The sequence below is a fragment of the Allocoprococcus similis genome, assembly GCF_054660775.1.
In genome coordinates this window covers 92,706-118,361 of the sequence record NZ_BAAHSG010000001.1, presented here as the reverse complement: position 1 = coordinate 118,361, position 25,656 = coordinate 92,706, and the positions used below count along the sequence as shown (strand labels likewise).

Here is a 25,656-nt window from a genome sequence, read left to right as displayed (position 1 = left end):
ATATGATATTGATAGTATCAATATATATATCGGTCTATTTTAATTATGAATTGGACAAGAAGTTGTGCAAAAGGTATAATTATAAGGTAATAAAAAAGTCTTTAATAGTTAAAATGACGAATGAGAGAAAGGCGAAGGAGGAAGAAAAATGAATTTATCAGATTCAAAGAAGAAGCTTGCACTTGCGGGGGTATTGTGTGGGCTTGTAGCAGCATGTCTGGCTTACTTTGGTAATCCGGCAAATATGGCATTTTGTATTGCCTGCTTTATCCGTGATACGGCAGGAGCTCTGGGATTCCACCAGGCCGAAGTTGTACAGTATGCAAGACCGGAGATCATCGGTCTTGTGATTGGAGCATTTATTATTTCAGTGGCAACAAAAGAATACCGTTCAACAGCAGGATCTTCACCGATGATCCGCTTTATCCTTGGTATGGTAATTATGATCGGTTCCCTGATTTTCCTTGGCTGCCCGCTCCGTATGGTGATCCGTATGTCAGCAGGTGACCTGAATGCATGGGTAGCACTGATCGGTTTTGTACTTGGAGTAGGAACAGGAGCATTTGCCCTGAAAAAAGGATTCAGTCTTGGACGTGCGCATGAGACGAATAAAGAAAATGGAGCAGTGCTTCCGGTACTGCTGCTTGGTATTCTGATCCTTGCAACCTGCTCAACACTTCTCAAAGCAAGTGAAGCAGGTCCTGGAAGTCTTCATGCACCAATTATCATGTCACTTATCGGCGGACTTATTTTCGGAGCACTTGCTCAGAAATCAAGAATGTGCTTCGCCGGCGGAATCCGTGATGCGATCTTAATGAAGAACTTTGATCTTCTTACAATTATTGCAGGTCTTTTTGTTGTAATGCTGATCTTCAATCTGGCAACAGGAAGATTCGTACTTGGATTTAACACTCCTGGGATCATTGCACATTCCAACCATCTGTGGAATATCCTTGGCATGTATGCGGTAGGATTCGCGGCAGTTCTTGCCGGTGGTTGCCCGCTTCGTCAGCTGATCCTTGCAGGACAGGGATCTTCTGATTCAGCAGTGACTGTACTTGGTATGTTCTTTGCTGCAGCACTTTGCCATAACTTCGGACTTGCATCAAGCGGAACAGCTATGAATGCAGAGACAGGCGAACTCGTTGCAGGAGCCGTAACGCCGAATGGAAAAGTTGCTTGCATTATCTGTATTATCGCATGCTTTATCATTGCATTTACAAACAAAAGAGAGCAGGCAAAATAGTCAGAAACCGCAAGATTTAGATGGATAATCCATAAGAAATATGATATGCTAGGAAGGCAGGTAAAAAATATGAAAGAAGTAGATGCAAGAGGACTTTCATGCCCGGAACCGCTGATGCTTACCGCAGAAGCACTGAAGAATGCGAACGGACCGATCAAGGTTCTTGTGAGCGAACCTCACCAGAAGACTAATATTGAAAAGTTTGCGAAGGACAAAGGAAAGAAGGCAACTTCTACCGAGAAGGGCTCTGAATTTGAAATTGTGATTGAATAATGAGAAAAAAAGAGTTAAAGCTGGTCATCACATTCCATACAACAGCGGATGCGATGGCGATGGAAAAAGAATGTAAAAAAGTTGGTGCACAGGGACGTATGATCCCGGTACCGAGAAGTATTTCAGCAGGATGCGGGCTTTCCTGGTGCGCACCACTGGAATGCAGGGAAGAACTGAAAAATGTCATGCAGGGAATCGGTCTTGAAGAAGAAGAGATTCACGAGTGTATGGTATAAGAAGAGTTAGAATGAGGAAACCGCAAGATGAGGAATCATTTTTGCGGTTTCCTGTTTGCTTTCATGGGAAGTTACAAAGAAACTTTCTGTGAAATAAAAGGCACTGTGCGCCGGTGATATGTCCATATTTTATTGATTTACTGAGAATATTAGTGGAACAAGAAAAATAATTCTTTACATTTAGCATGATTTTGGATACATTATTATTGTAAATATATCCTACTAATTAACTAAAGTATGTTGGAGGAGAAGATGAGGGCGTTATCAGAAAAGCGATTGAGTGATTATATGGCAGAGCAGATTGCGGATGAAATTCTGTCTGGCAGAATCGAAGGGGGAAGTCAGTTAAAGCAGGAAGAACTGGCGGAAGTGTTTGGCGCATCCCGGATTCCGATCAGAGAAGCGTTTCAGGTGCTGGAGAGTCAGGGTCTGATCGTGCGGCTGGCAACAAAAAGAATTTACACAGTTGAGCTGGATGAGGAACAGATAGAACTGATTTTTGAAATGATCGGGGAAATCCTCAAAAAAGCGGTTCAGCATGTCCTGAATACGAAAAAGCAGACAGGGGAAAAGAAAGTATTTTCGGTGGAAACAAGACCGGATCAGTTGCTTCTTGCACAGATGGAGAATGGATATTTGACGAATCTGCTGAAAAATGCTTCGGAGTGTTATATCCGGTTTGCCGTAAAATGTAAAGAAACGGACGGGAAAAAAGAGGCAGAAAGAGCAATCTGCGAACAGATAACAGGTGCATTAAATGGCGCAGAAAAATATACAAAAACATTTGCAAAAGCGGTCAATAGTGAGATTGACAGATGGGTATTGCTTCTGGCAGAGCAGGTGAAGGAAGAAAGAAGGAAGAATAGATGAATGGTTTAAAACCGATCAAGATGCCGTCAGCGAAAGAAAAAGTTGCTGCGGAGCTCAGAAAAGCAATTTTATCAAGGCAGATGAAAGAAGGAGAGATCCTTTCACTCGACAGTGTAGCATCCCAGCTGAATGTGTCGGCAATGCCGGTAAGAGAAGCGTTTCAGATCCTGGCGAGGGACGGGCTGATCCAGCTTCGGAAGAATAAAGGGGCAGTCGTTCTTGGAATCACGGAGACCTATATCCGGGAACATTACCAGCTCCGCGCGATCCTTGAGAGTGCGGCAGCAAAGCTTGCGGCAGAACAGGGAACGGATATTTCGGAAATAGAAGACGTTTATCAGGAATCCTGTGAGGCTCTGGAAAGTGGGGAAGCCCAGAAATATACAGATCTCAATCGCGCATTTCACAATGAGATCTGGAGCGCGGCAGGCAATGGAAAGATGAAAAAGATGATCTCCGAGCTGTGGAACGGACTTTCCATGGGAAGCATGGTTTCCGAAGGCGATTACGCAAAGGTATCGATCAAAGAGCACGGAAGGATTCTGAAGGCAATTCAGGAGCATAATGCCGAAGCGGCGGAAAAAGAGATGTATGCGCATATCATGCGTAGCCGTGATGATATGCTGACGTATTACAAATAGACACAGTACGAAAATAGAAAAGTTATACATAAGATATGAAAAGATTTTGAGAGCATAGAGTGTTTCTTGAAATCTTTTTTATTTGTAAAAATTTCAGAGTATACTTCAAAACAGTCTTGGCTTTGACATACATTTTGTAAAAAAGATTTTTGATAATCATCTTGGACTATATGAATATTTGTATACTGCATACAACAACTCGTTTTTAAAGTCGATTTCGTGCAATATAACAGAAGAATCTTAGTCAGAATATACAAAACAGAATATGCAGAATTATGCTATCCGCCAAAATGATAAAAAGTGATTGACATTTTGGTGTCAATGAATTATATTAAAATCAAGATTTGGATACAAAATCAGATATCATAAATCAGATATCAAATAAAAGGCATCCAGAAAAGAAACTAAAAAGAGAAATGAGGAGGTAGCAAAATGAGTCAGGTAACTATCACATTATTGTTCCTGCTGTTTGCAATCGTGATGTTCATGTGGGAGAAAATTCCGTTGGGACTGACATCCATGATTGTCTGTGTGGGACTGGTAGTCACAGGAGTTCTGGACTGGAAGACAGCATTTTCGGGATTCATTGACAGCAACGTCATTCTGTTTGTTGCGATGTTCATTGTAGGTGGCGCACTTTTTGAAACAGGAATGGCAAACAAAATAGGGGGAGTTGTAACACATTTCGCCAAGACAGAGAAGCAGCTGATCGTTGCGATTATGATCATCGTAGGAGTGATGAGCGGTTTCCTTTCCAACACAGGAACAGCCGCAATTCTGATTCCGGTAGTCATCGGTATCGCAGCAAAGTCGGGATATTCAAGATCAAGACTTCTGATGCCGCTTGTATTCGCTGCAGCGATGGGAGGTAACCTTTCCCTGATCGGAGCTCCGGGTAACATGATCGCACAGTCACAAATGGAAAGTATCGGACTGAAATTCGGATTCTTCGATTACGCAAAAGTAGGTGTACCGATCCTGATCGTCGGAATCATTTATTTCGCACTGATCGGATACAAATTTCTTCCGAACAAGACAGATGCAGCCGGAGACAGCATTTATGATGAGGTACAGGATTTCAGCAATGTGCCAAAGTGGAAACAGACACTTTCCCTGGTTATTTTGATTCTTACACTTCTCGGAATGATCTTTGAAGAACAGATCGGAATCAAGCTTTGTGTGACAGGATGTGTCGGAGCAATCGCCCTGATCCTTACAGGAGTTATCAGTGAGAAAGATGCACTTCTTTCCATCGATCTGAAGACGATCTTCCTGTTCGGTGGAACCCTTTCCCTTGCAGCAGCACTTGATTCGACAGGAGCAGGTGAGCTGATCGCGGATAAAGTAATCGGACTTCTTGGAAAGAACCCGTCACCTTATGTACTTACATTTGTAATTTTCATGCTGTGCTGTGTACTTACCAATTTTATGTCAAATACAGCAACAACAGCACTTATGGCACCAATCGCTGTGTCAATCGCACAGGGAATGGGAGCAGACCCAAGCGCAGTACTTATGGCATGTGTCATCGGAGGATCCTGCGCATACGCAACACCGATCGGAATGCCGGCGAACACAATGGTTGTCACAGCCGGAGGATATACATTTAAAGATTATGCAAAAGCAGGTGTGCCGCTGATTCTGGTATCCACCGTAGTAAGTATGATCTTACTTCCGATATTCTATCCATTCTTCCCGTAAGAAGGGATAACAAAGTAATCAAATTAAATGCAATATAAAAAGAGGAGGATTTTAAAATGTCAAGAGAAGAACAGGTAACACAGCTTACAGATTACATGGCAAAGTTCATTGCACACGTTGCCAAAAAACTTCCGGATGATGTCATCGCAAAACTTCAGGAACTCAGAGAGAAAGAGGACAGTCCGCTGTCTAAGACAATCTATGACACCATGTTCCGTAATCAGGAACTTGCAGTAGCGCTTAACAGACCAAGCTGCCAGGATACAGGTGTCCTTCAGTTCTGGGTAAAATGTGGAACAAAATTCCCACTGATCGATGATCTGGAAGCATTACTGAAAGAAGCAGTTGTAAAGGCTACATTCGAAGCACCGCTTCGTCACAACAGCGTTGAGACATTCGACGAATATAACACAGGAAAGAATGTAGGAAAAGGAACACCGACCGTATTCTGGGATATCGTTCCGAACTCTGACAAATGTGAGATCTACACATACATGGCAGGTGGCGGATGTACACTTCCGGGAAAAGCTATGGTTCTGATGCCAGGTGAAGGATATGAAGGTGTAACAAAATTCGTTCTCGATGTTATGACAAGCTACGGACTAAATGCATGTCCTCCGCTTCTTGTAGGTGTAGGTGTAGCAACTTCTGTAGAAACAGCAGCCCTGCTTTCAAAGAAAGCTCTGATGCGTCCGATCGGCTCTCACAATGACAACGAAAGAGCTGCAAAGATGGAAACCCTTCTGGAAGACGGAATCAACGCAATCGGCCTTGGACCACAGGGAATGGGTGGAAAATACTCTGTAATGGGTGTTAACATCGAAAATACAGCACGTCATCCATCTGCAATCGGTGTAGCTGTAAACGTAGGATGCTGGAGCCACAGAAGAGGACACATTGTATTTGATAAGGACCTTAATTACACAATCACAACACATTCGGGGGTGGAATTATAATGGTAGAAGTAAAAGATGGAAAGAAAATTTTAACAACACCAATTTCAGCAGAGGATTTAAAAGACATTAAAGTCGGAGACATCATTTACCTGAACGGAAGTATGACAACATGCCGTGACGTTGCGCATCGTCGTCTGGTAGAAGAAGGAAGAGAACTTCCTGTAGATGTTAGAAACAACGCAATTTTCCATGCAGGACCGATCATCCGTCCACTGGAAAATGATAAATTCGAGATGGTTTCCGTAGGACCGACAACCAGTATGCGTATGGAAAAATTCGAATATGAATTCGTACAGAAATCTGGTGTACGTGTGATCATCGGAAAAGGTGGAATGAAAGAAAACACCGAACGTGCATGTAAAGAGTTCGGAGCAATCCACTGTGTATTCCCGGCTGGTAATGCCGTAGTAGCAGCAACAGAGGTTGAAGAGATCGTAAGAGCTGAGTGGAGAGATCTCGGAATGCCGGAAACTCTCTGGAACTGCCGCGTAAAAGAGTTTGGACCGCTGATCGTATCCATCGATACAGAAGGAAACAACCTCTTTGAAGAAAGAAAAGTAGTCTACAATAAGAGAAAAGACGAACAGTATGAAATTATCAGTAAACAGGTAGGCTTTATCAAATAGTCATACTGAAAAATATGGAACCCATACTTGCTTAATTAAAATAATAATCAAATATTCTGCCAGATATTTGGTCTCGTTATGGAGAAGTGCTGCAAGCCGATGAGAGTGATCGGTTTTGCAGCACTTTTTCGTAATGCCTTTTTACAATGTTTTTCCCATTTAAAGGGTAGAATATGGTATACTTATAGATAATGGAAAAATTTATGGATTTACAGAAAGGCAAAGCATGCAGTTACGTTTTGAAATTCCGGAGAGTTTCTGGAGTCTGTTCCGGTCTGTGAACAGAGAGACATACATTGAAGCTTTGATGGCGATCAATGAAGAATACCAGTACAGCAATTATTTCCTGACCAGGGAGGTCTGTATTCAGGTGCTTCGTGACCTGTATATGAAGAAGCAGATCGAACTTAAGCGGGAGGAAGATGAGACCGAGTTTGATATGCTGGAAACTCCGTCAGCAAGGATTCTGAACTGGTTGATCCGAAAAGGATGGCTGAAGAAAATTGAAGATTATAATACACTGGTGACGAACATCGTGATTCCGGATTATGCGGCAGTCTTTGTTGATGCGTTTGAGCGGCTTTCCTCGGAGGATCTGGAGGAGACAGAGATCTATATCCAGAATGTGTATGCAACGCTGTTTTCGTTCAGGAATGATCCAAGAGTGAACATGAATATGCTCCGGACAGCGCTTGTCAATACCCGAAGACTTAATAAGGCATTGCAGGATATGCTGCACAATATGGACAAGTTCTTTGCAAGGCTTCTGGAACAGCAGTTTTACGGAGATCTTCTGAAGGAGCATCTGGACGGATATGTGGAAGAGATTGTCCGGAAAAAATACCATATCCTGAAGACTTCGGATAATTTTTATATCTATAAGACAGATATCAAAGAATGCCTGCGTCAGATGCGTGATGATGAGGAATGGATCGAGAAGATCCGTGAGCGCGCCAGGGCAACCGGAGATACGGGAGAAGACGTTCTGGAGCTTCTGGATATGATCGAGAGAGGCTTTGATGATATCGAGCACCGCATTTCCAATATGGATAAGGAGCACAGCAAATATGTGCGTGCGACGGTGACAAGGCTGAATTATCTTCTGAGCGGAGAGAGCGACACGAAGGGACTGGTGATTCAGCTCCTGAACCGGATGTCAGAGAATGACTATGAAGAGGTCATTCAAAAGACGGGAGAGAAGATGAATCTGTCTTTGACCGAAATCCTGTCAGAAAAATCTCTTTATAAGCGAAGAAGAAGCCGGAAGGATTTTGTCAGCAAGATGGCACAAGAAGAGGAAGTAGATGATCTGGACAGAGAAGATGTGCTCCGGCTGAACCGGATCAAGCTCAGATTCAGCAAAAAGCAGATTGAAGAATTTATCGAAGAACATATGGAGAAAGATGTGCTGGATACGGAAAAGCTTTCCCTTACATCAGAGGATGATTTTGAAAAGCTGATTCTTGCATACGACCTCAGTACCCGTAAGAACAGCAAATACAAAGCGCTGGAAGAGGATGCGGAAACGGTTGAAAAGAACGGATACCGTTATCCGGCACTGAAGTTTGTAAGAAGGCATTTATAAAAAGTATACGGAAATTGGAGAGAATGGATGATAGAATATTTTGAGCAGCTTACGCAGGAAGAACAGGAAGACCTGACAGATGTGATCCGGCTTCTCTACAGACAGACGTTCCTTCTGGAGAGGAAGTTCGACAAGCGTGCGGGCAGACTTAAGTATCAGCGAGAGTACCGCATCTGTGAAAAGCACATTGATTTTCTGAAAATGTATTTTCAGATCGCCGGGATCACATTATGTGAGAACGTACACCTGGGACTGATCTACATTCAGGATGAAATGATCTGGGGAGAAAAGCTTCCGCGTCTTGCAACGATTTACATCTTATTACTGAAGCTGATTTATGATGAACAGATGGCATCGGTTTCGTCAAGTAGTCAGATCGTGACAACGCTTGGGGCACTCAACGGAAAAGCAGGAGATTTTCGTGTGCTTCGCAGTATCCCGTCACCGACAGAGATGAAAAGGACCATTGCCATGCTGAAAAAATACCAGCTGATCGAGCCGCTGGATCTACTGGAAGAGTTAAATGAAAGTACAAGACTTCTGATCTATCCGTGTATCCATGCAGTATTGCAGGGAGATGCGGTGAGAGAAGTTCTGGAATCATTCGGAAACAGCCGGGAAGAAGAGGAGGAGACTCTTGGAGACATTGGATAACAGGCAGCCGTTCTGGGCGATTTCAAAAATCTGCCTGAACAACTGGCATTATATAGACAGAAAAATACTGACTTTGAGCGAAGGGATCAACTTTTTCACCGGGCATTCCGGAAGTGGAAAATCAACGGTTATCGATGCAATTCAGATTGTGCTCTATGCCAACACGGATGGGCGTGGATTTTTCAACAAGGCAGCAGCGGATGATTCGGACCGTACTCTGATCGAGTATCTGCGCGGAATGGTGAACATCAGTGAAAATAATGAGTCCCAGTATCTGCGGAACAAGAATTTTTCCAGTACGATCGTGATCGAGCTGGAGCAGACAAGAACCCATGAAAAACAGTGTGTGGGAGTTGTATTTGACGTGGAGACGGCGACGAATGAGATAAGCCGCCTGTTCTTCTGGCACAGGAGTGGTCTGCTTGAAAATGCTTACCGTGGGGAAAAGAGATGTCTTTCTACTGTGGAAATAAGAGAATATCTGCAGCGTACCTTTGGGGAAGAGGCATTCTACTGCGGACCAAGCAATGAGCGTTTCCGACGTCAGCTTTATGATGTGTATCTGGGCGGACTGGATAAAGAAAAGTTCCCACGTCTTTTTAAGCGGGCAATCCCGTTTCGGATGAATATCAAGCTGGAAGAATTTGTAAAAGAATATATCTGCATGGAACAGGATATCCAGATCGAGGATCTGAAAGAAAGTATCATGCAGTATGGAAGAATGCGCAGCAAGATCGAGTCAACGATGGAAGAGATTGAGGATCTGAAGAAGATCGATGGAATCTATCAGGATTTTGATGAAAAAAGGGAAAAAAGCAGGGAATGTGAGTACCGACTTACCCGTCTGGAAATGCTCCGGCTGCAGGCAGATATCCAGGGACTCCATGATAAGATCAGAACCAGAGAAGAAGGCATCAAGGTACAGGAGCATACGAAAGCAGAACTGGTGCGTCAGAGCGGGGAGCTGCAAAAGGAACATGAGGAGTTGCTGCTTCGTCTGAATAACAGTGGTTATAAAGCACTGGAAGCAGAACTTGCAGGTTTAAATGAAACGTTGGAGCATCTCGGAAAAAGCAGGGCGAGTCTGACAAAGACTGCGCAGAGACTTAAGGAATGGAAAGAACAGGAGATTACTTCCAACCAGACAATCTGGGATATTGATAAATTTGAAGCCGGTACGATTTCGGAAGGTGAGCTTACAAGGCTCAAAGAAAATATTACGCAGATGCGTGCAGAGATTGAAGAAGAGCGCCGGGATACGGACAGTACGCTTCGTCAGATCAAAAAAGAAGAACGGGAAGCCAAAGAAGAGTTAAAAGAGCTGAAACAGGGGAGAAAAGCATATCCAAAAGAACTGGAAGAGGCGAGACTGGAATTGCAGAACCGGCTGCAGGAGGATTGTGGAAAATTTGTTTCTGTACAGATCCTTGCAGACCTTCTGGAGATCCGGGATGAAAGATGGCACAATGCAGTGGAAGGCTATATGGGAAATAATAAGCTTCTGCTGATCGTAGAGCCAAAATACGCGAAAGCGGCAATGGATATTTATCAGGAGATGGATAAGAAGAAATTCTTCCGTGCTGCAATTCTGGATACGGAAAAAGTAATGGAAGAAGAGCACATCGTCCGTCAGGGAGCTCTTGCAGAAGAAGTAAAAGCAAAAGAAAAATACGTGCAGTCTTACATCAATTTCTTCCTTGGAAACGTTATGAAATGTGAGAGTATTGAGGAACTCCGGGAATGCAGGATCGGTGTGACACCAGACTGTATGCTTTATCACAGCTATCGTCTGCAGCACATCAATCCGGAAAATTACACCAGACGTGCTTATATCGGCGAGATCAGTCTCCGGCAGAGGATCCGGCAGCTTCAAAAGTACTGCGAGCAGCTTCAGGAGAAGAGACTACCGCTTGCGGCACTTGTGGAAGAGGCGAAGAAGCTTCTGGAACTGGAGGCAATGCCGCTCCCGACAGAGGATTATATCAGCCAGATCCTGGATGCAAAAGCAATAAAGGAAAAAGAAAACCGTAAAAAGGATTTGCTTGAAAAGCTTCAGAAGCTACGTGCAGAATCTGTTGATATCCTGGAAGCACAGATGAAAGAAGTGCAGGACAGACGGGATGCAATGCAGAGAGAGATCACGAAGACAGAGAAAGAAATCTGGAAAAACGGAGAAGAGATTGAAAAATTCAAGAACAGCATTACAGAGTCTGAATCTGCACTTACGGGAATCCAGAAAGAATTTCAGGAAAACGAAGGGTTTGAGAAGCAGTTTGAAGAGTATCTGGAAGCACAGAAAAGCAGGAACTATATTTATTTGAAAGAGGCAAGTACAAGGCAGCTGCAGCAGCTTGGAAAGAAAAAAGAAGAGATCTATCAGGAGCTGGTGGCAGCCCGCAGTGCTTATACCAAAAAATATACGCAGCGTAATTTTTCAGTGGTAGAAGAAGATAATAAGGTTTATCAGGAGCTTCTGGAAAACCTGTCATGTGACGATCTGGAAACCTACCGGCAGGCAGCGAATGAACAGGCAAAGGCAGCGGTCGAGCACTTCAAGGATGACTTCGTTTTCAAAATCCGCAGTGCGATCCGTGAGGCTTACCAGAGAAGAGATGAGCTGAACCGGATCATCAGCCGGCTGGATTTCGGAAAAGATAAGTACCAGTTTGTGATCACGAAGAATAAGGGTGCAGACGGAAAGTACTATAAGATGTTTATGGACGATACCCTGCAGATCAATCCGGCACAGCTTTCAGGTTCTATTGAGAACCAGATGAATCTGTTCACGATGGAGCATGAAGAAAACTACGGTGATATGATGAATGAACTGATCGGCATCTTTATCCCACCGGAAAATGCTACCCATGAGGAACTGGAAGAGGCGAAGAAAAATATGGACAAGTACGCGGATTACCGTACTTATCTTTCGTTTGATATGCAGCAGATCGTCCAGGGTGAGGAAGATATGAAAATCGGTCTTGGCAAGATGATCCGCAAGAATTCCGGAGGAGAAGGACAGAATCCTCTTTATGTTGCACTTCTTGCAAGCTTTGCACAGATTTACAGGATCAATCTTTCCCCGAAAATCCACAGGAATCCGACGCTCAGACTGGTCGTTCTGGATGAGGCATTTTCAAAAATGGATGCCGAGAAGGTGGCAAGCTGTATTGCGCTGATCCGTGGACTTGGTTTCCAGGCAATCATCAGTGCCACAAATGATAAGATTCAGAATTATCTGGAAAATGTTGATAAAACCTTTGTATATGCCAACCCGAATAAACGGCATATATCAATTCAGGAATTTGAAAAAACCGAGTTCGCACAGCTTGCGGATGAGGAAGAACAGGGGTGATAGAAAATGTATCTGGTAGACAGGATTATAGAAAGATGTGAGAACAGCAGCCGAGACTGGCGGGAAGGAGCGGCTGGAGGGAGGACTCTTCGGATCACACAGGAGGATTATGATGCCTGTGGGAAAGAAGAGTTGATCGAAGAGGTGCAGCGCCTGGAAAGAGCAGGACTTCTGACTGTGAAAAAATGGGTTGTTCCGGACAGTGATGTAGAGCTTGTGGCATATCAGGTGGAGCATCTTCCGGATTTTTACCGTCTTGCAGACAGCGAAAGTGGAGAAGAATACTGGCCGAAGCAGGCGAAGGTAAATTATTATATACGTAAGATTGACCAGGAGCTTTCGGAAGGCTTCCAGAAAGAATGGATCGAGAATTATCTGGAAAAGCTGAAAGAGCGGATCGCAGAAGGTGATCTGCCGAAAAATATAGAGAAGCTGGAAAAATATCTGGACTGTTACCGGGGACTGGATTCTCTGGAAGAACCGATGATGAAGCGGATTTTCAGTAAACGCTATCTGAAGGACAGTAAGATCTTCGAGCGGGAGATGGAACGAAATGTGGTGACGGCTGCAAGAAGATATTGCCCGGAGATTACGGCAGATATGGATATCCAGACGGTTCTGGAGCAGCTGCTGATTGAAGAAAATTCCCAGGAGCTGGCAGTGAAAGGACCGCTTAAACTGAAGATCTGGAAGGGATCAGAAGCAAAAAGAGTGGATCTTTCCGATTTTACATATGGAGTTGTGCTGAACAGCCAGACAGTCAAGCATGCAATGGTTGAGGTAGAGCAGCCGGCACTGAAAAAAATCGTGACGATCGAGAATAAGACGAATTACCTTGCAATGGAATATGATCCGGAGATCCTTTATATCTACAGTCATGGATATTTTTCACCACTTGAAAGAGAATTTCTGAAGAAGCTGCAGAGAGTGATCGAGGGAAAAGACGTGGAAGTATTCCACAGCGGAGATATGGATTACGGTGGAATCCGGATTTTTGAATATATCCAGAAGCATATTTTTCCGGGAATAAAGCCATTGCAGATGGATGTGGAAACTTATGAGAAATACGAAGAATATGCGAAAACGATCTCGAAAGAGACGATGGAAAAGCTGGAAAAGGTAAATGTTCCGCTTTTGGAGGAGTTAAAAGAAAAGCTTCTTGAGACCGGAAAGGGAATCGAACAGGAAAGCTTCCTGATTGAAGAATAGAGTGCAGTGCTTAAGGAAAAAGTGCGGCAGTGAAAAGAAAAAGACCAGAATGCCCTTGTAGTGGGGTGAGTTCTGGTCTTTTTATGTATGCGATGATCCATGTGCAGACTGGTGTCCATACTGTCAATGAAAAAATGACAGAATTAAAAACCTTCTACAAACTGGTCAAGTACATGTGGGAGAAGCTTGTCACTGTAAGCGGTGAGAGAATACTTGCCTTTGCATAATGCCCAGTCATAAAGAACAGCACGTTCGTACATTGCGTAAATCTTCAGAAGTTCATCGGCAGTACTGGTGGCGTTGAATTCTCCATTTTTCAGTGCAGTGCTGATTGTCTCGGTCAGCCACACGAAATAGTAACGATCGTTTTCAAGAAGGGAGCGCTTATCCTTTGTGATCAGCTGGGACGAGTAGAGGGAGGCTAAAAGCCCGACATCGACACTGGTCTCAATCATATGAAATAGTTCATGGTTAAAAAATAACAGCTTGTCATAAGCAGAAAGATCTGGATCTACGATTCCTGCAAGCTCTTCATACTTTTCGTCAAACAGATAAGAAAGTGTGTTGAGAAGAGCTTCTTTTCCTTTGAAATAGTGGTAAAAGGTTCCTTTTGAGGTCTTAGAAGCCGAGATGATCTCATCAACGGTAGTCTGTTCATAACCATGCTTGTAGAATAGATTCCACGCGGCTTTTATGATACGGCTTTTGGTGGAACTTCTTTTCTTTGGCATGAAAATTCCCCTCCTTTGAAAATAGTAATCTTTTTTTATTATAGCAGAATGGGCATGAAATAACAAGAAAGTAATTTGTTTACAAAAAAAGAAGACAAAACCATATACATAGCTCTGTCTTCTGAAAGATTTCGACTTAACGGCCTACTTTGAAACCATATTTTAACGGATCATCTGGATCGATCACATAAGTAGCTTCCCCTGTCAGATAAGCACTTCCGGTAATCTGCGGAATAACGGCATCATAGTCGGCAACCTTTGTAGTGTCTAAGATTACGCCTTTGAACTGAGAGCCGATAAAGCTTTCATATACGAAAGGCTGTCCGATTTTGATCTCACCTTTTTTGTAAAGAGTGGCGAGCTTTGCGCTGGTTCCGGTTCCGCAAGGAGAACGGTCAGCCATATGATCTCCGAAGATAACGACATTACGTTTGTCACATCCAGGAGTATCGGTAGAGCAGTAAAGCTCTGCGAGGTCGACAGTTGTGATATCAAGTTCCGGATGCTGGATCTCTACTTCGGCATTGACCTTTTCGATCAGCTTCATACCGAAATCGGTAAGCTGTGGGATTGACTGTGGATCTACGTGCCATCCGAACTGTTCGATATCAACAAGTGCGAAGAAGCTTCCGCCGAAAGAAATATCATAGTGAACTTCTCTGCCATCAACTTCTGTGGTGAGATTTTCTTTGTAAAGGAAAGCCGGTACATTAGTAAGTGTTACATTAAGTACCTTTCCGTTTTTGACTTCTGCTTTGGTACGGATAATTCCTGCAGGAGCATCCAGAACAACTTCTGTATAAGGCTCTACGGCAGGGACAAGTCCTGTTTCAATGATTGCTGTAACTGAACCGATTGTTCCGTGGCCGCACATATTCAGATATTCTCCGGTGTCCATGAAGATCACACCAAAATCAGCTTCCGGGTGGATCGGATCTGTCAGAAGAGCACCAAACATATCATGATGTCCACGTGGTTCAAACATCAGAGCCTGACGGTATTTGTCGTAATGCTCTGCGAGAAAGTTCTTACGTTCGATCATTGTATTCCCTTCAAGCTTCGGGAAACCTGATGTAATGATTCTTGTAAATTCCCCAACTGTATGTGTGTCGATCGCATGGAAAGATGCCTCAAATGCGTCAAGATTCAGTTTTGGATTGATTTCCATTTTTAATATTCCTCCTTAGTTGAAAGACCAGACCAGAGTCTAGTATGCAGTTCAGTTTTCTTTAAAAATATTATGTACGAAAACACTTGAAAAGTCAATGGTAATTTGCTATAATGAATAAGCTTGATTGAAATAATCAATATATGGGGGTAGATGGATAACTGGTGTGTCTCCTGGTCTTCAAAACCAGTGTGGGGCGTTAGGAGCGTCCTGGGTGGGTTCGATTCCCACATGCCCTCGCCAAAAAGAGAGGTTTTTGGGCGAAAGCCTTAAAAAGATAAAGAGAAAAGCTGCTGTATTGTTTTAGGGGAAATAGTACGGTGGCTTTTCTTTTTTTGACGTAGATCCTGTTGAATAGAATACTTATAGATAATATGAATAAGTAAAATGAGAAGAAATAGACAATCTGTAAAAATCATACAGAACCGATGAAAAAAATAAATAGATTATATATAAAAAAGATATTGAATTTTCAAGTAAAATCATATAGACTATAGTACAGATCAATCACTAGACTAGATTCTAGTATTGAGTCCAACATGAAGAGTGAAAATCTATAAATGCTATTGAAAAAGATATATCTATTTGTTAAACTATAGTCAAATACGCGTAGGACAAGATAAGATATAGATTTCGACGTAGAGGAGAAAGGAAGAGAAGAGACATGGCAAACTTACAGATTTTGCTGCGTCAGCATGTAGGAGCTCCTTGTGCACCGGTTGTAAAAGCCGGAGACAGAGTAGAAAAAGGGACTCTGATTGCAACACCGACAGGTCTTGGAGCTAATATTTTTTCAAGTGCATATGGTGTGGTAGAAGACGTACTGGAAGACCGTATCATCATCAAGCCGGATGAAGAACAGAAGGATGAATATGTAAAGATTCCGGAAGGCAGCAAGCTTGATATGGTAAAAGCGGCAGGTGTTGTCGGAATGGGCGGCGCCGGATTCCCGACAGGTGTAAAACTCGGAACAGATCTGCAGGGGGGATATATCCTTGTAAATGCAGCGGAGTGTGAGCCGGGACTTCGTCATAACATTCAGCAGCTGGAAGATGACTGTGCGAAAGTTATCCGCGGAGTTAAACACTGCATGGAGATTTCCAATGCATCAAAAGCTATTTTTGCAATTAAGAAGAAAAATGAAAAAGCAGTAAATGCACTGCGCGAAGCATTAAAAGATGAAGAGGCGATCACGATCCACTTACTTCCAGATATTTATCCGATGGGAGAAGAACGTGCGGTTGTAAGAGAATGTCTTGGAATCGAACTGAATACAACACAGCTTCCGTCAGCAGCAAATGCGATTGTCTGTAATGTAGAAACTCTTGCAAGAGTTGCGGAAGCAATTGAAGAGAGAAAGCCATGCTTTTCTAAGAACCTTACTGTTATCGGTAAGATCAATGGCGGTAATGAGCCACATGTATTTATGGATGTACCGGTCGGCACAAGCGTTGGGGAAATGATCGAACGTGCCGGCGGTATTGATGGTGTATATGGGGAAATCATCATGGGTGGTCCATTTACCGGACGTGCTACTACAGAGGATGCACCGATTACAAAGACAACCGGTGGAATCATTGTTACAATTGATTTCCCGGATCTTCATGGTGCAAGCGTAGGTCTTTTGGTATGTGCCTGCGGTGGTAGCGAAGAACGTATGAGAGATATTTGCCAGAAGATGAATGGTGTAGTGAAATCAGTAGCCAGATGTAAACAGGCAATTGAAAACAAACCGGGAGCTCCGCTTAAATGCGAGAGACCTGGAAACTGTCCTGGACAGGCTAAGAATAATATCCAGTTCAAGAAGGATGGATGTGAGTACATTATTATTGGTAACTGCTCAGACTGTTCGAATACAGTCATGGGATCAGCACCGAAGATGGGGCTTAAGGTATTCCACCAGACAGACCATGTCATGCGTACGATCGGACATCCACTTTACAGATATCTGCGCGTTTCAAAGCAGGTAGAACAGTTACCGGAAGGTAAATAGATAAGTTGATACCTCACTTCGGTGAGTGTATAAATAGTTAATTGAATGATTGTTAAATTAACAAGGAGGAAATTATTATGTCAATTACAGCGGAAACCGCAAAAGAACATGCAAAAGATCCTGCAGTATTATGCTGTAGAGCAGAAGGCGGCATTACAATCCAGGCTGCAAACCTTGAAGATCCGGCTATCTTTGATGATCTGGTAGATTCAGGACTTCTGAAACTTGATGGAACACTTACAATCGAACAGGTACTTGGAGCAAAGCTTGTTAAGACCTGCGATTCTCTTACACCACTTACAGCTGATCTTGTTGAAGGCGCAAAAGCACCTGCAGCAGAGGAAGCACCGGCTGAAGAAGCAAAAGAAGAAGTGAAAGAAGAAGCACCAGCAGTTACTGCAAATCCTACAGCAAGTGTACAGAAAGTTGGCGGCGTGTTAAAAATCCACATTGGAGAAGGCAAAGATATCGATATCGAAATGCCGATGGGTTTTAATAACGGTGTTGCAGTAGCGGAAGTACCGGCAGAGGTAGAATTACCGGCAGGCGTGGTTTCAGGCGCAGCACCGACAAAAGAGCTGGAACCGAAAGTCGTAAGAAGCGTTACCAGAAAGCATTATAAAATTACAGAAGTAAAGCGTGGACCGGAGACAAAGATCGAAGGAACAACTCTTTACATCCGAGAAGGAATTGAAGAAGAAGCAGTTGCTTCACAGGAACTGGTTCATCAGTTAAAGATTGATATCATTACACCGGATCAGTACCATACTTATTCTAATACAATCATGGACGTACAGCCGATCGCTACAAAAGAGGGCGAAGACGAAATCGGTACAGGTACAACAAGAGTACTTGATGGCGTTATCATGATGGTTACCGGAACAGACGACAATGGTGTTCAGATCGGTGAATTCGGTTCTTCCGAAGGATACCTGGATGAAAATATCATGTGGGGACGTCCGGGAGCTCCTGATAAAGGTGAAATCTTCATTAAGACAGAAGTTATCATCGAAGCAGGAACCAACATGGAAAGACCTGGCCCGCTTGCAGCACATTCTGCAACAGATGTTATTACTCAGGAAATCCGTGAAGCTCTGAAGAAAGTAGAAGACGAAAGCCTTGTAGTAGATACAGAGACATTCAATCAGGTAAGAAGACCTGGTAAAAAGAAAGTCGTTATCGTAAAAGAAATCATGGGACAGGGCGCTATGCATGATAACCTGATTCTTCCTATGGAACCAGTCGGAGTACTTGGTGCAAGACCGAACGTTGACCTTGGAAACGTACCGATCATGGCATCTCCACTGGAAGTACTTGATGGATGTATCCATGCACTTACCTGTATCGGACCTGCATCAAAAGAAATGTCAAGACATTACTGGAGAGAACCACTGGTTCTTGAAACTCTTCATGATGAAGAAGTTGACCTTTGCGGCGTTATCTTTGTTGGTAGCCCACAGATCAATACAGAAAAATTCTATGTATCAAAACGTGTTGGTATGATGGTAGAAGCTCTTGATGTTGACGGTGCATTCGTTACAACTGAAGGATTTGGTAACAACCACATCGATTTCGCAAGCCATATTGAACAGATTGGTATGAGAGGAATTCCGGTTGTTGGTCTTTCATTCTGCGCAGTACAGGGAGCACTTGTAGTTGGAAACAAATACATGCAGTACATGGTAGATAACAACAAATCTGAATCTGGAATCGAAAACGAAGTCCTTGCATGCAACACTCTTTGCCAGGAAGAAGCAATTCGTGCACTTGCTATGCTGAAAGCAGGAATGGCTGGAGAAGAAGTTAAGAAGGCAGAAAGAAAATGGAATCCGAATGTAAAAGCAAACAACATTGAACTGATTTCAAAAACTATGGACAGAACAATCGAACTGGTTAAAAACGAGCAGTCACTGCCAATGAGCCAGAAGAGAAAAGAAAAATACGATTAAGGTGAATGACTATGAAATATGGCGATAAGATCATTTATATGGAAGGCGTAATCGTAGAAATCCATGATGGATGTGTTGGAATCGACTTAAAGGGAAGACTGGGTTACCTGAAGATCCCGATGAGAATGCTGATTACGGATTATCCATTAGTGGTAGGACAGGAAGTTGGATGGAATATGAGTTTTGTTGAACAGCTTGGTCCGGACGCCAATGAAAAATATGTTAGTAACCTGCAGACATACCAGAGACGTCAGGAAGAAATGAAGTCTCATAAAAAAGATGAAGTGTAATTATATCAGGAGGAAATAGACATGAGTTTGACCGTTGTTAAAGGACTTCAGTCAGAAATCTTCGTTCCGGTAACTCCGCCGCCAGTATGGGCTCCGGTGAAAAAGGAACTGAAGGATATGACAATTGCCCTCGCTACAGCAGCAGGTGTACACCACAAGGAACAGAAGAGATTCAACCTTGCCGGTGACTTTACCTGGAGAAAAATAACAGATAAAATGCCGTCAGATGAATTAATGGTATCTCACGGTGGATATGATAACAGTGATGTAAACAAAGATATCAACTGTATGTTCCCGATTGACCGTATCCATGAACTTGCAAAAGAAGGATTTATCAAAGCTTGTGCACCGGTACATGCCGGATTCATGGGTGGTGGTGGAAACCAGGAGAAATTCAAACATGAAACTGGTCCGGCCATTGCAAAGATGTTCGTTGAAGAAGGGGTAGATGCAGTTATCCTGACCGCTGGTTGAGGTACCTGCCACCGCTCTGCAGTTCTGGTGCAGAGAGCGATTGAAGCCGCAGGAATTCCTACAATTATTATTGCTGCGCTTCCACCGGTTGTACGTCAGACCGGTACCCCACGTGCGGTTGCTCCGCGTGTTCCTATGGGAGCTAACGCTGGTGAACCACACAATGTTGAGATGCAGACTGGCATCGTAAAAGCAACTCTGGAACAGCTTGTGAAGCTGGATACTCCGGGAAAAGTTGTTCCGCTTCCGTTCGAATATGTAGCGAAAGTATAATCAAATCCACTGCGAAGCAGTTGTTTGATTATGAACAGGTAGTGAAGCGGATTGCGATTATCCGCTTACGAAGTGAAAATTGCCGAATAAGGCAAAAGACTGGCTAGAAGGGGACATCCCCGGCAGGATTGGGGCGAAAGCCCTGGTTTGTGCCGGGGATGTCCTTTTTATTTAACTGGATATTTTGATGGAACTTCCTGTTAAATAAAAGGCATTACATGTCGGGAATGTGCCAGGACACATTTTTGTTCAATTTAGAATTGAGGATGATATATGGAGAAAGAAATAGATCTGCGCCGGCTTGTGATCAAAGCCTTCCATATTACTGATGTGGAAGAAGGCGAAGAAAACAAAGTGACAGCATCCGGGAAAATGATGATCGAGAAGAAAATCCTGGATGATATTTTACCGAAATATCCACAGCTTTCTAAACTGGATGTACAGATCATAAAGCCGGGAGAACATGACCGATATACCAATACGATGATGGATATCATTCCGATATCAACAAAGGTACTTGGGAAGATCGGGGACGGGATCACGCATACACTCACCGGTGTCTATGTGATCCTTACCGGTGTAGATGAAAACGGAAAGCAGGCACATGAGTTCGGATCCAGTGAAGGTAATCTGAAAGAGATGCTGTATCTGAACCGGGCAGGTACTCCGGGAGAAGGCGACTATATTGTGTCGTTTGATGTGGTCCTGAAGCCGGGAATGGGGCAGGAAAGAGAAGGCGTGCTTGCAGCGCACCATGCCTGTGACGAATTTATACAGATTTTCCGCGAGCAGATGAAGAAGTTCAGGGGCGATCTCTGCACAGAGAGACACGAATATCATGATGTGGTCCGCCCGGGCAAAAAGCGTGTCCTGATCGTGAAGCAGGTTGCCGGACAGGGCGCAATGTATGACACTTCGCTGTTTGCAGAAGAGCCTTCGGGAACTGAAAATGGACGCTCGATCATTGATATGGGAAATATGCCGGTGATCGTAACACCAAATGAATATCGGGACGGAATCATCCGTTCTATGCAGTAGGAGGTGCGATTATGGGAATTGGACCATCGACAAAGGAAACATCACTACACCATTTCAGGGATCCGCTTCTTGATGTTGTATCATCAGATGAAGACCTGGATCTGATGGGAATTATGATTGTTGGAACCCCGGATGATAATACAGATAAGCTACTTGTGGGAACCCGTGCGGCAGTGTGGGCAGAAGCCATGCGCGCAGATGGAGCCATTCTTTCAACGGATGGGTGGGGCAACAGTGATGTGGACTTTGCAAATATGGCAGAGCAGATGGAAATCAGGGGAATCCCGGTCACAGGGCTGAAATTCAGCGGTATGGTTGGACAGTTCGTAGTAGAGAATGAACATCTGGGTGGAATTCTGGATATCAATAAAAGTGAAGAGGGCGTTGAGACGGATGTGCTCGGCGAAAATAATGTGACAGAGCTTGATGCAAAAAAAGTCACAGCAATGCTGAAGCTGAAAATGCGAAAAAATGAGGAGCGTTAAGGCTTTGGAAGTTGCAGAAAATTGCCAGAAGTAAATCTGGCTGGAAAAGAAGATATAGAAAAAGTCCTGTTAAGCTGCCGGATATTGAATCTGGCTTCTTAACGGGACTTTTTTGCTCTTTTTTAACCGCCGGAAACAGGATTGCCTGCAATGGACGGTGTAAGGATGATTTTCCCTGTCAAAAATATTAGTAGATCAGTTCACTTGAGTTTCTGATGCATCTTCAATGATGTGGTTACGGATGATCGCACGGATGCTTTCATTGAGGTAAGGCTTTAACTCCTCAAATGACATCGGATCATTGTCCAGAATCGTGCTGTATGAAGTTGAACTTGCGAGCTCAATGATCAGAAAGAGCATGGTCTCCGGCGCGCGAAAATGAATGGTAGGATGATCGGTCAGGATATTCCTGAAATAAGCAAGAATATCGCCGGAATCATCCTGCGCGTTATTGGTGATTGCCTGGCGGAAGATTCCCCAGCTGAGATTCTTAGAGATAAATCTCAGAATCAGTTTGTTCTTTTGCATCGCATTTAACACATAATCTACAATAAAAATAATCTTATCTTCGAATTCGGGAATGTCGGCTGTCTCCAGGGCTTTATGCGCTCTCTGGAAAAGCCGGCTGGCTGTCCGTGCAATCAGCCGGTCGCGTATCTCGTATTTGTCTGCAAAATATAAATAGAAGGTTCCCTTCGCAACTCCGGCCTTTTTTGCTATATCACTGATTGATGTTTTCTCGATCCCCTGATTCAGAAATAAATCGTATGCGCTTTGAAAGAGAGCATCCATTTTCTGATGCTTGTTTTCATCTACTTTTCCCATGATTCATTCCTCTTTTCCTTTGAATTATCCTTATTATAAAATTAAAATGACTCGGAGTCAACTTTTTTATAGAAAAATATTGACTTGTGGTCATTTTTGAGTTATAGTAAGTGCGAGTTAGAAAATGACCAGTAGTCAAAAAGAAAAAAGCATACCGACAGGAAAGTCAGTAGAGGCTTACAGGAGGTTTTTAATTATGAAGAACAGGGAATACAGAGTATTAGTTACACTTGCACTTATGGCATCGCTTGTAGTTGGAAATGTTGCAGGAACATCTGTAAATGTACAGGCGGCAGATAATAAAGATAAAAGTACAGAGACAAAGAAAACAAGCGAAACAAAAACAAGCAGTACAGGAACACCTACAAAAGATGAGACTGTATATGTAAAAGTAGATGATGCAGGAAACCAGAAAGATGTGACAGTATCTGATCAGCTGAAAAATATTTCAAGTCTTGGAACCATCGATGATGTGTCAGATCTGAAAGACATCAAGAATGTAAAAGGCGACGAGACCTATTCAGAAAATAACGGTAAACTGGTATGGCAGGGAGATAAGAAGGACATCTGCTATCAGGGAACTACAACCAAGAAGATTCCTGTAGGAATGAAGGTTACTTATGAACTTGACGGAAAGAAAGTCAGCGCAGATGATCTGGAAGGAAAGAGTGGACACTTAAAGATCCATTATGAATATCAGAATACAAGTGCTGACAGCGGAAAATATACACCATTTTTGATGGCAACCGGACTTCTGATGGATGGTGAAAAATTCTCGAATGTAACGGTTGATAATGGAAAAGTTATCTCAGATGGTGACAGAAACATCGTAATCGGAATGGGACTTCCACAGTTGAAAGAACAGCTCACATCAGTAAGCAGCGAAGTAGATGATCTGGACATTCCGGATTCATTTACGGTAGAAGCAGATGTGACAGATTATGAAAAAGTAGAAGCTGTTACTGTTGCGACAAATGAAGTATTCAACGAAGTAGATGCAGATAAATTTGACAGCCTGGATGAACTGAAAGATTCTATGGCAGAGCTTCAGGATGCATCAAACAAACTTGTAGATGGTTCCGGACAGTTGAAAGACGGACTGGATACACTGCTTTCTTCATCAGGAACACTGGTAAGCGGAATTGATCAGCTGGCAAGTGGCGGAAATACATTGGCTAGCGGAACTGGTAGTCTGGTGAGCGGAGCAAATACACTGAATGCAGGATTACAGACAGCGTCATCAAAGGTAAGCGGAACTCTCCTTCCGGGAGTAAAAGCATTGGACCTCGGGGTGTCTGAGATGCAGAGCAAGCTTGCAGCAGATGATGCACTGCCGAAGCTTACGACAGGAGTTGCAACATTAGATGCTGCATTGAATACGGGGAATGCAGCAGAAGGTCAGCCTAGTCTGGTTGTAGCTGCAAAGAGTGTAAATGATGGAGTACAGGCAGCGGCAACAGGCGCAAGTGGATTAAATGTAGGTGTTGCCAACATTGGAAAAAGTGTAAGCAGTTTGAATGATGTGATTCGTGGAGTTGCAAGTAAAACAGATGAATTAAAGGGTACAGCTGAAAAAGCATATAGTAGTCTGAAAGATGTGGCAGATAATAGCAAACAAAAAGTGAATGTGAGTAGCGATAAAATGGATGTATCGAATGCTGTGGGAACGGCTACAGGAACAGCTATAGGAACAGCTACAGGAACGGCTACAGGAACGGCAACTGTATTATATAATGGAGCAATTCAAAATAAAACAGCGATAGATAGCTTGCAAGAGGCATTGGGTAAAGTGGAAGGAAATGAAGAGGCAACAAGGGCTATTCAAACAGCAATAGATTCTCTTTCCGCAAGCGATCAAAGTGTAAAAGGAAATGCTACTATTGAAAATGCAACTATTCAAGAAGCGACTATCAATAATGCTACCATAGAAAATGCAAATATGGAAAAAGGAAAAGCAACTGTAAATACGACAATAGAAGTGGAAAATCCAAAAGTAAAAGAAGCGTTAAACAATCTTGCAATACTTGAACAAGGCACAAAAAGTATTGACGATGCGTTTAATAAAGATGATATTGCGCATGGAGGATATAATTTGGCTGCTAACGTGGCTGCCTTGAATACAGCAGTTAATGTAGGAACCGATGAGCAACATCCATCCGCGGTTGCAGTTGCAAGTGCTGTAAATGAAGGACTGAAAGAATTGAAAGCAGGCACACCGGCGCTTGCCGCTGGAATTAAACAGGTTGCAGATGGAGCAACTGAGTTAAATGAAGGCGTAAATGGAAAAGATGGACTTGTAAGCCAGGTAAATAGCGGTGTTCTTCAGCTTAAGAGTGGTACAGCACAGCTGTTAGCCGGAGTTGATGGAACGAATGGTCTTGCATCTGGGCTTGGTCAGCTTGCAGCAGGATCAAGTCAGCTGGCAAGCGGTGCATCCCAGCTCAACAGCGGAGCCGGAACTCTGTCAACAGGTCTGAGTACTCTCCAGAGCAGCACAGGCGCATTGGTATCTGGTGTAGAACAGCTTGATTCCGGAGCAGCTGAACTGAACAGTGGTATGATCCAGTTCAACGAAGAAGGAATTGAAAAACTGGTAAGCGTATTTGACGGGGACATCGATGCACTTCTGGATAAGGCAAACGAACTTCTGGATGCATCCAAAGAATACAAGAACTTCTCTGGAATCGCAGACGGAATGGATGGAAGCGTAAAATTCATTTTCGTAAGTGATAAATAATGGATGAATAATGGATAGAACATGGGAGACAGGTTTTGAATCTGTCTCCTTTTCGTATTAAGAGTGCAGGACATTTAGATTTGTTGACTAATTTTTAAGTTTTATAATTTTGAATCAAGTATTTAAGCTTGCTGTATTGATTTACTTTTGGACTTTACAATTCTGAATCAAGTATTTGAGCTTGTTGTATTGATTTGTTTTTGAACTTTACAATTCTAAGTCAAGCATTTAAGATTATTATATTGATTGGTTTGGGCTTTTTCTAATTCTAAATCAAGTTTTCAATCTCATTTTATTGATTTGCTTTTAATATTTGCGATTTAAAGTCAAAAATTTAATTCATT

Annotated in this window: 22 protein-coding genes and 1 tRNA gene; 20 read left to right on the top strand and 3 right to left on the bottom strand. The window is 43.1% G+C overall.

Annotated elements, in window-relative coordinates:
- The first annotated feature begins 148 nt into the window (after positions 1 to 148).
- From yedE to ACYQ5K_RS00610, 12 genes are all read left to right on the top strand, one after another.
- Positions 149 to 1,246 carry a YedE family putative selenium transporter gene (yedE, locus tag ACYQ5K_RS00665; protein ID WP_459777161.1) on the top strand — a complete coding sequence of 366 codons (1,098 nt, stop codon included), beginning with the start codon at positions 149 to 151 and terminating at the stop codon, positions 1,244 to 1,246.
- Positions 1,247 to 1,315: 69 nt separating this feature from the next.
- Positions 1,316 to 1,519, top strand: coding sequence for a sulfurtransferase TusA family protein (locus ACYQ5K_RS00660; protein WP_022220208.1), 204 nt, complete (start codon positions 1,316 to 1,318; stop codon positions 1,517 to 1,519).
- Positions 1,519 to 1,755 carry a DUF3343 domain-containing protein gene (locus ACYQ5K_RS00655; RefSeq protein WP_008372464.1) on the top strand — a complete coding sequence of 79 codons (237 nt, stop codon included), beginning with the start codon at positions 1,519 to 1,521 and terminating at the stop codon, positions 1,753 to 1,755. The genes ACYQ5K_RS00660 and ACYQ5K_RS00655 overlap by 1 nt, the downstream gene beginning before the upstream one ends.
- 252 nt (positions 1,756 to 2,007) lie before the next feature.
- A complete protein-coding gene (locus tag ACYQ5K_RS00650; protein WP_243259068.1) occupies positions 2,008 to 2,625 on the top strand; it encodes a GntR family transcriptional regulator in 618 nt (205 codons plus the stop codon).
- The gene (locus ACYQ5K_RS00645) at positions 2,622 to 3,266 is read left to right on the top strand and encodes a GntR family transcriptional regulator (protein WP_173687286.1); all 645 of its coding nucleotides are present in this window, start codon (positions 2,622 to 2,624) and stop codon (positions 3,264 to 3,266) included. Before ACYQ5K_RS00650 ends, ACYQ5K_RS00645 begins: the two co-directional genes overlap by 4 nt.
- Before the next feature lie 432 nt (positions 3,267 to 3,698).
- Entirely contained in the window at positions 3,699 to 4,967 is a 1,269-nt protein-coding gene (locus ACYQ5K_RS00640; protein ID WP_173687287.1) for an SLC13 family permease, read from the top strand.
- A 56-nt stretch (positions 4,968 to 5,023) separates the two neighbouring features.
- Positions 5,024 to 5,923 carry a L(+)-tartrate dehydratase subunit alpha gene (gene ttdA / locus ACYQ5K_RS00635; RefSeq protein WP_173687288.1) on the top strand — a complete coding sequence of 300 codons (900 nt, stop codon included), beginning with the start codon at positions 5,024 to 5,026 and terminating at the stop codon, positions 5,921 to 5,923.
- A complete protein-coding gene (ttdB, locus tag ACYQ5K_RS00630) occupies positions 5,923 to 6,549 on the top strand; it encodes a L(+)-tartrate dehydratase subunit beta (protein ID WP_173687289.1) in 627 nt (208 codons plus the stop codon). The genes ttdA and ttdB overlap by 1 nt, the downstream gene beginning before the upstream one ends.
- 226 nt (positions 6,550 to 6,775) lie before the next feature.
- On the top strand, positions 6,776 to 8,134 hold the full coding sequence (locus ACYQ5K_RS00625; RefSeq protein ID WP_173687290.1) for a Wadjet anti-phage system protein JetA family protein: 1,359 nt from the start codon (positions 6,776 to 6,778) through the stop codon (positions 8,132 to 8,134).
- 27 nt (positions 8,135 to 8,161) lie between these two features.
- The gene (locus tag ACYQ5K_RS00620) at positions 8,162 to 8,788 is read left to right on the top strand and encodes a DUF4194 domain-containing protein (protein WP_173687291.1); all 627 of its coding nucleotides are present in this window, start codon (positions 8,162 to 8,164) and stop codon (positions 8,786 to 8,788) included.
- A complete protein-coding gene (locus tag ACYQ5K_RS00615) occupies positions 8,772 to 12,140 on the top strand; it encodes an ATP-binding protein (protein WP_330613976.1) in 3,369 nt (1,122 codons plus the stop codon). The genes ACYQ5K_RS00620 and ACYQ5K_RS00615 overlap by 17 nt, the downstream gene beginning before the upstream one ends.
- 6 nt (positions 12,141 to 12,146) lie before the next feature.
- Complete coding sequence (locus tag ACYQ5K_RS00610; RefSeq protein WP_173687292.1) at positions 12,147 to 13,349, top strand: Wadjet anti-phage system protein JetD domain-containing protein; 1,203 nt, start codon at positions 12,147 to 12,149, stop codon at positions 13,347 to 13,349.
- Between the two features lie 143 nt (positions 13,350 to 13,492).
- Here the strand turns inward: ACYQ5K_RS00610 and ACYQ5K_RS00605 are convergent, their stop codons facing one another.
- Both ACYQ5K_RS00605 and ACYQ5K_RS00600 read right to left on the bottom strand, forming a co-directional pair.
- Positions 13,493 to 14,080: a TetR/AcrR family transcriptional regulator gene (locus tag ACYQ5K_RS00605; RefSeq protein WP_173687293.1), complete on the bottom strand. Its 588-nt coding sequence runs from the start codon at positions 14,078 to 14,080 to the stop codon at positions 13,493 to 13,495.
- A gap of 136 nt (positions 14,081 to 14,216) precedes the next feature.
- On the bottom strand, positions 14,217 to 15,248 hold the full coding sequence (locus ACYQ5K_RS00600; RefSeq protein WP_173687294.1) for a proline racemase family protein: 1,032 nt from the start codon (positions 15,246 to 15,248) through the stop codon (positions 14,217 to 14,219).
- 145 nt (positions 15,249 to 15,393) lie between these two features.
- Here ACYQ5K_RS00600 and ACYQ5K_RS00595 point away from each other — a divergent pair.
- The 7 genes from ACYQ5K_RS00595 to ACYQ5K_RS00565 all read left to right on the top strand — a co-directional run bounded on the left by ACYQ5K_RS00595 (position 15,394) and on the right by ACYQ5K_RS00565 (position 21,750).
- Positions 15,394 to 15,491, top strand: a tRNA-Sec gene (locus ACYQ5K_RS00595).
- A 421-nt stretch (positions 15,492 to 15,912) separates the two neighbouring features.
- On the top strand, positions 15,913 to 17,241 hold the full coding sequence (gene prdC / locus ACYQ5K_RS00590; protein ID WP_173687295.1) for a proline reductase-associated electron transfer protein PrdC: 1,329 nt from the start codon (positions 15,913 to 15,915) through the stop codon (positions 17,239 to 17,241).
- Between the two features lie 77 nt (positions 17,242 to 17,318).
- Positions 17,319 to 19,190 carry a D-proline reductase (dithiol) proprotein PrdA gene (gene prdA / locus ACYQ5K_RS00585; protein WP_459777160.1) on the top strand — a complete coding sequence of 624 codons (1,872 nt, stop codon included), beginning with the start codon at positions 17,319 to 17,321 and terminating at the stop codon, positions 19,188 to 19,190.
- Positions 19,191 to 19,195: 5 nt separating this feature from the next.
- Entirely contained in the window at positions 19,196 to 19,480 is a 285-nt protein-coding gene (locus tag ACYQ5K_RS00580; protein WP_420314992.1) for a CBO2463/CBO2479 domain-containing protein, read from the top strand.
- 21 nt (positions 19,481 to 19,501) lie between these two features.
- Entirely contained in the window at positions 19,502 to 20,227 is a 726-nt protein-coding gene (prdB, locus tag ACYQ5K_RS00575; protein ID WP_173687298.1) for a D-proline reductase (dithiol) protein PrdB, read from the top strand.
- Positions 20,228 to 20,500: 273 nt separating this feature from the next.
- Positions 20,501 to 21,265, top strand: a complete 765-nt coding sequence (gene prdD, locus ACYQ5K_RS00570) for a proline reductase cluster protein PrdD (protein ID WP_173687299.1) — start codon at positions 20,501 to 20,503, stop codon at positions 21,263 to 21,265.
- Positions 21,266 to 21,276: 11 nt separating this feature from the next.
- Entirely contained in the window at positions 21,277 to 21,750 is a 474-nt protein-coding gene (locus tag ACYQ5K_RS00565; protein WP_173687300.1) for a glycine/sarcosine/betaine reductase component B subunit, read from the top strand.
- 195 nt (positions 21,751 to 21,945) lie between these two features.
- On the opposite strand, the gene ACYQ5K_RS00560 is transcribed toward ACYQ5K_RS00565, so the two are convergent.
- Entirely contained in the window at positions 21,946 to 22,575 is a 630-nt protein-coding gene (locus ACYQ5K_RS00560; protein WP_173687301.1) for a TetR/AcrR family transcriptional regulator, read from the bottom strand.
- A gap of 196 nt (positions 22,576 to 22,771) precedes the next feature.
- Between ACYQ5K_RS00560 and ACYQ5K_RS00555 the strand changes: the two genes are divergently transcribed.
- Positions 22,772 to 25,312 (top strand): hypothetical protein, encoded by a 2,541-nt coding sequence (locus tag ACYQ5K_RS00555; protein ID WP_173687302.1) that lies wholly within the window; start codon positions 22,772 to 22,774, stop codon positions 25,310 to 25,312.
- Positions 25,313 to 25,656: the final 344 nt, after the last annotated feature.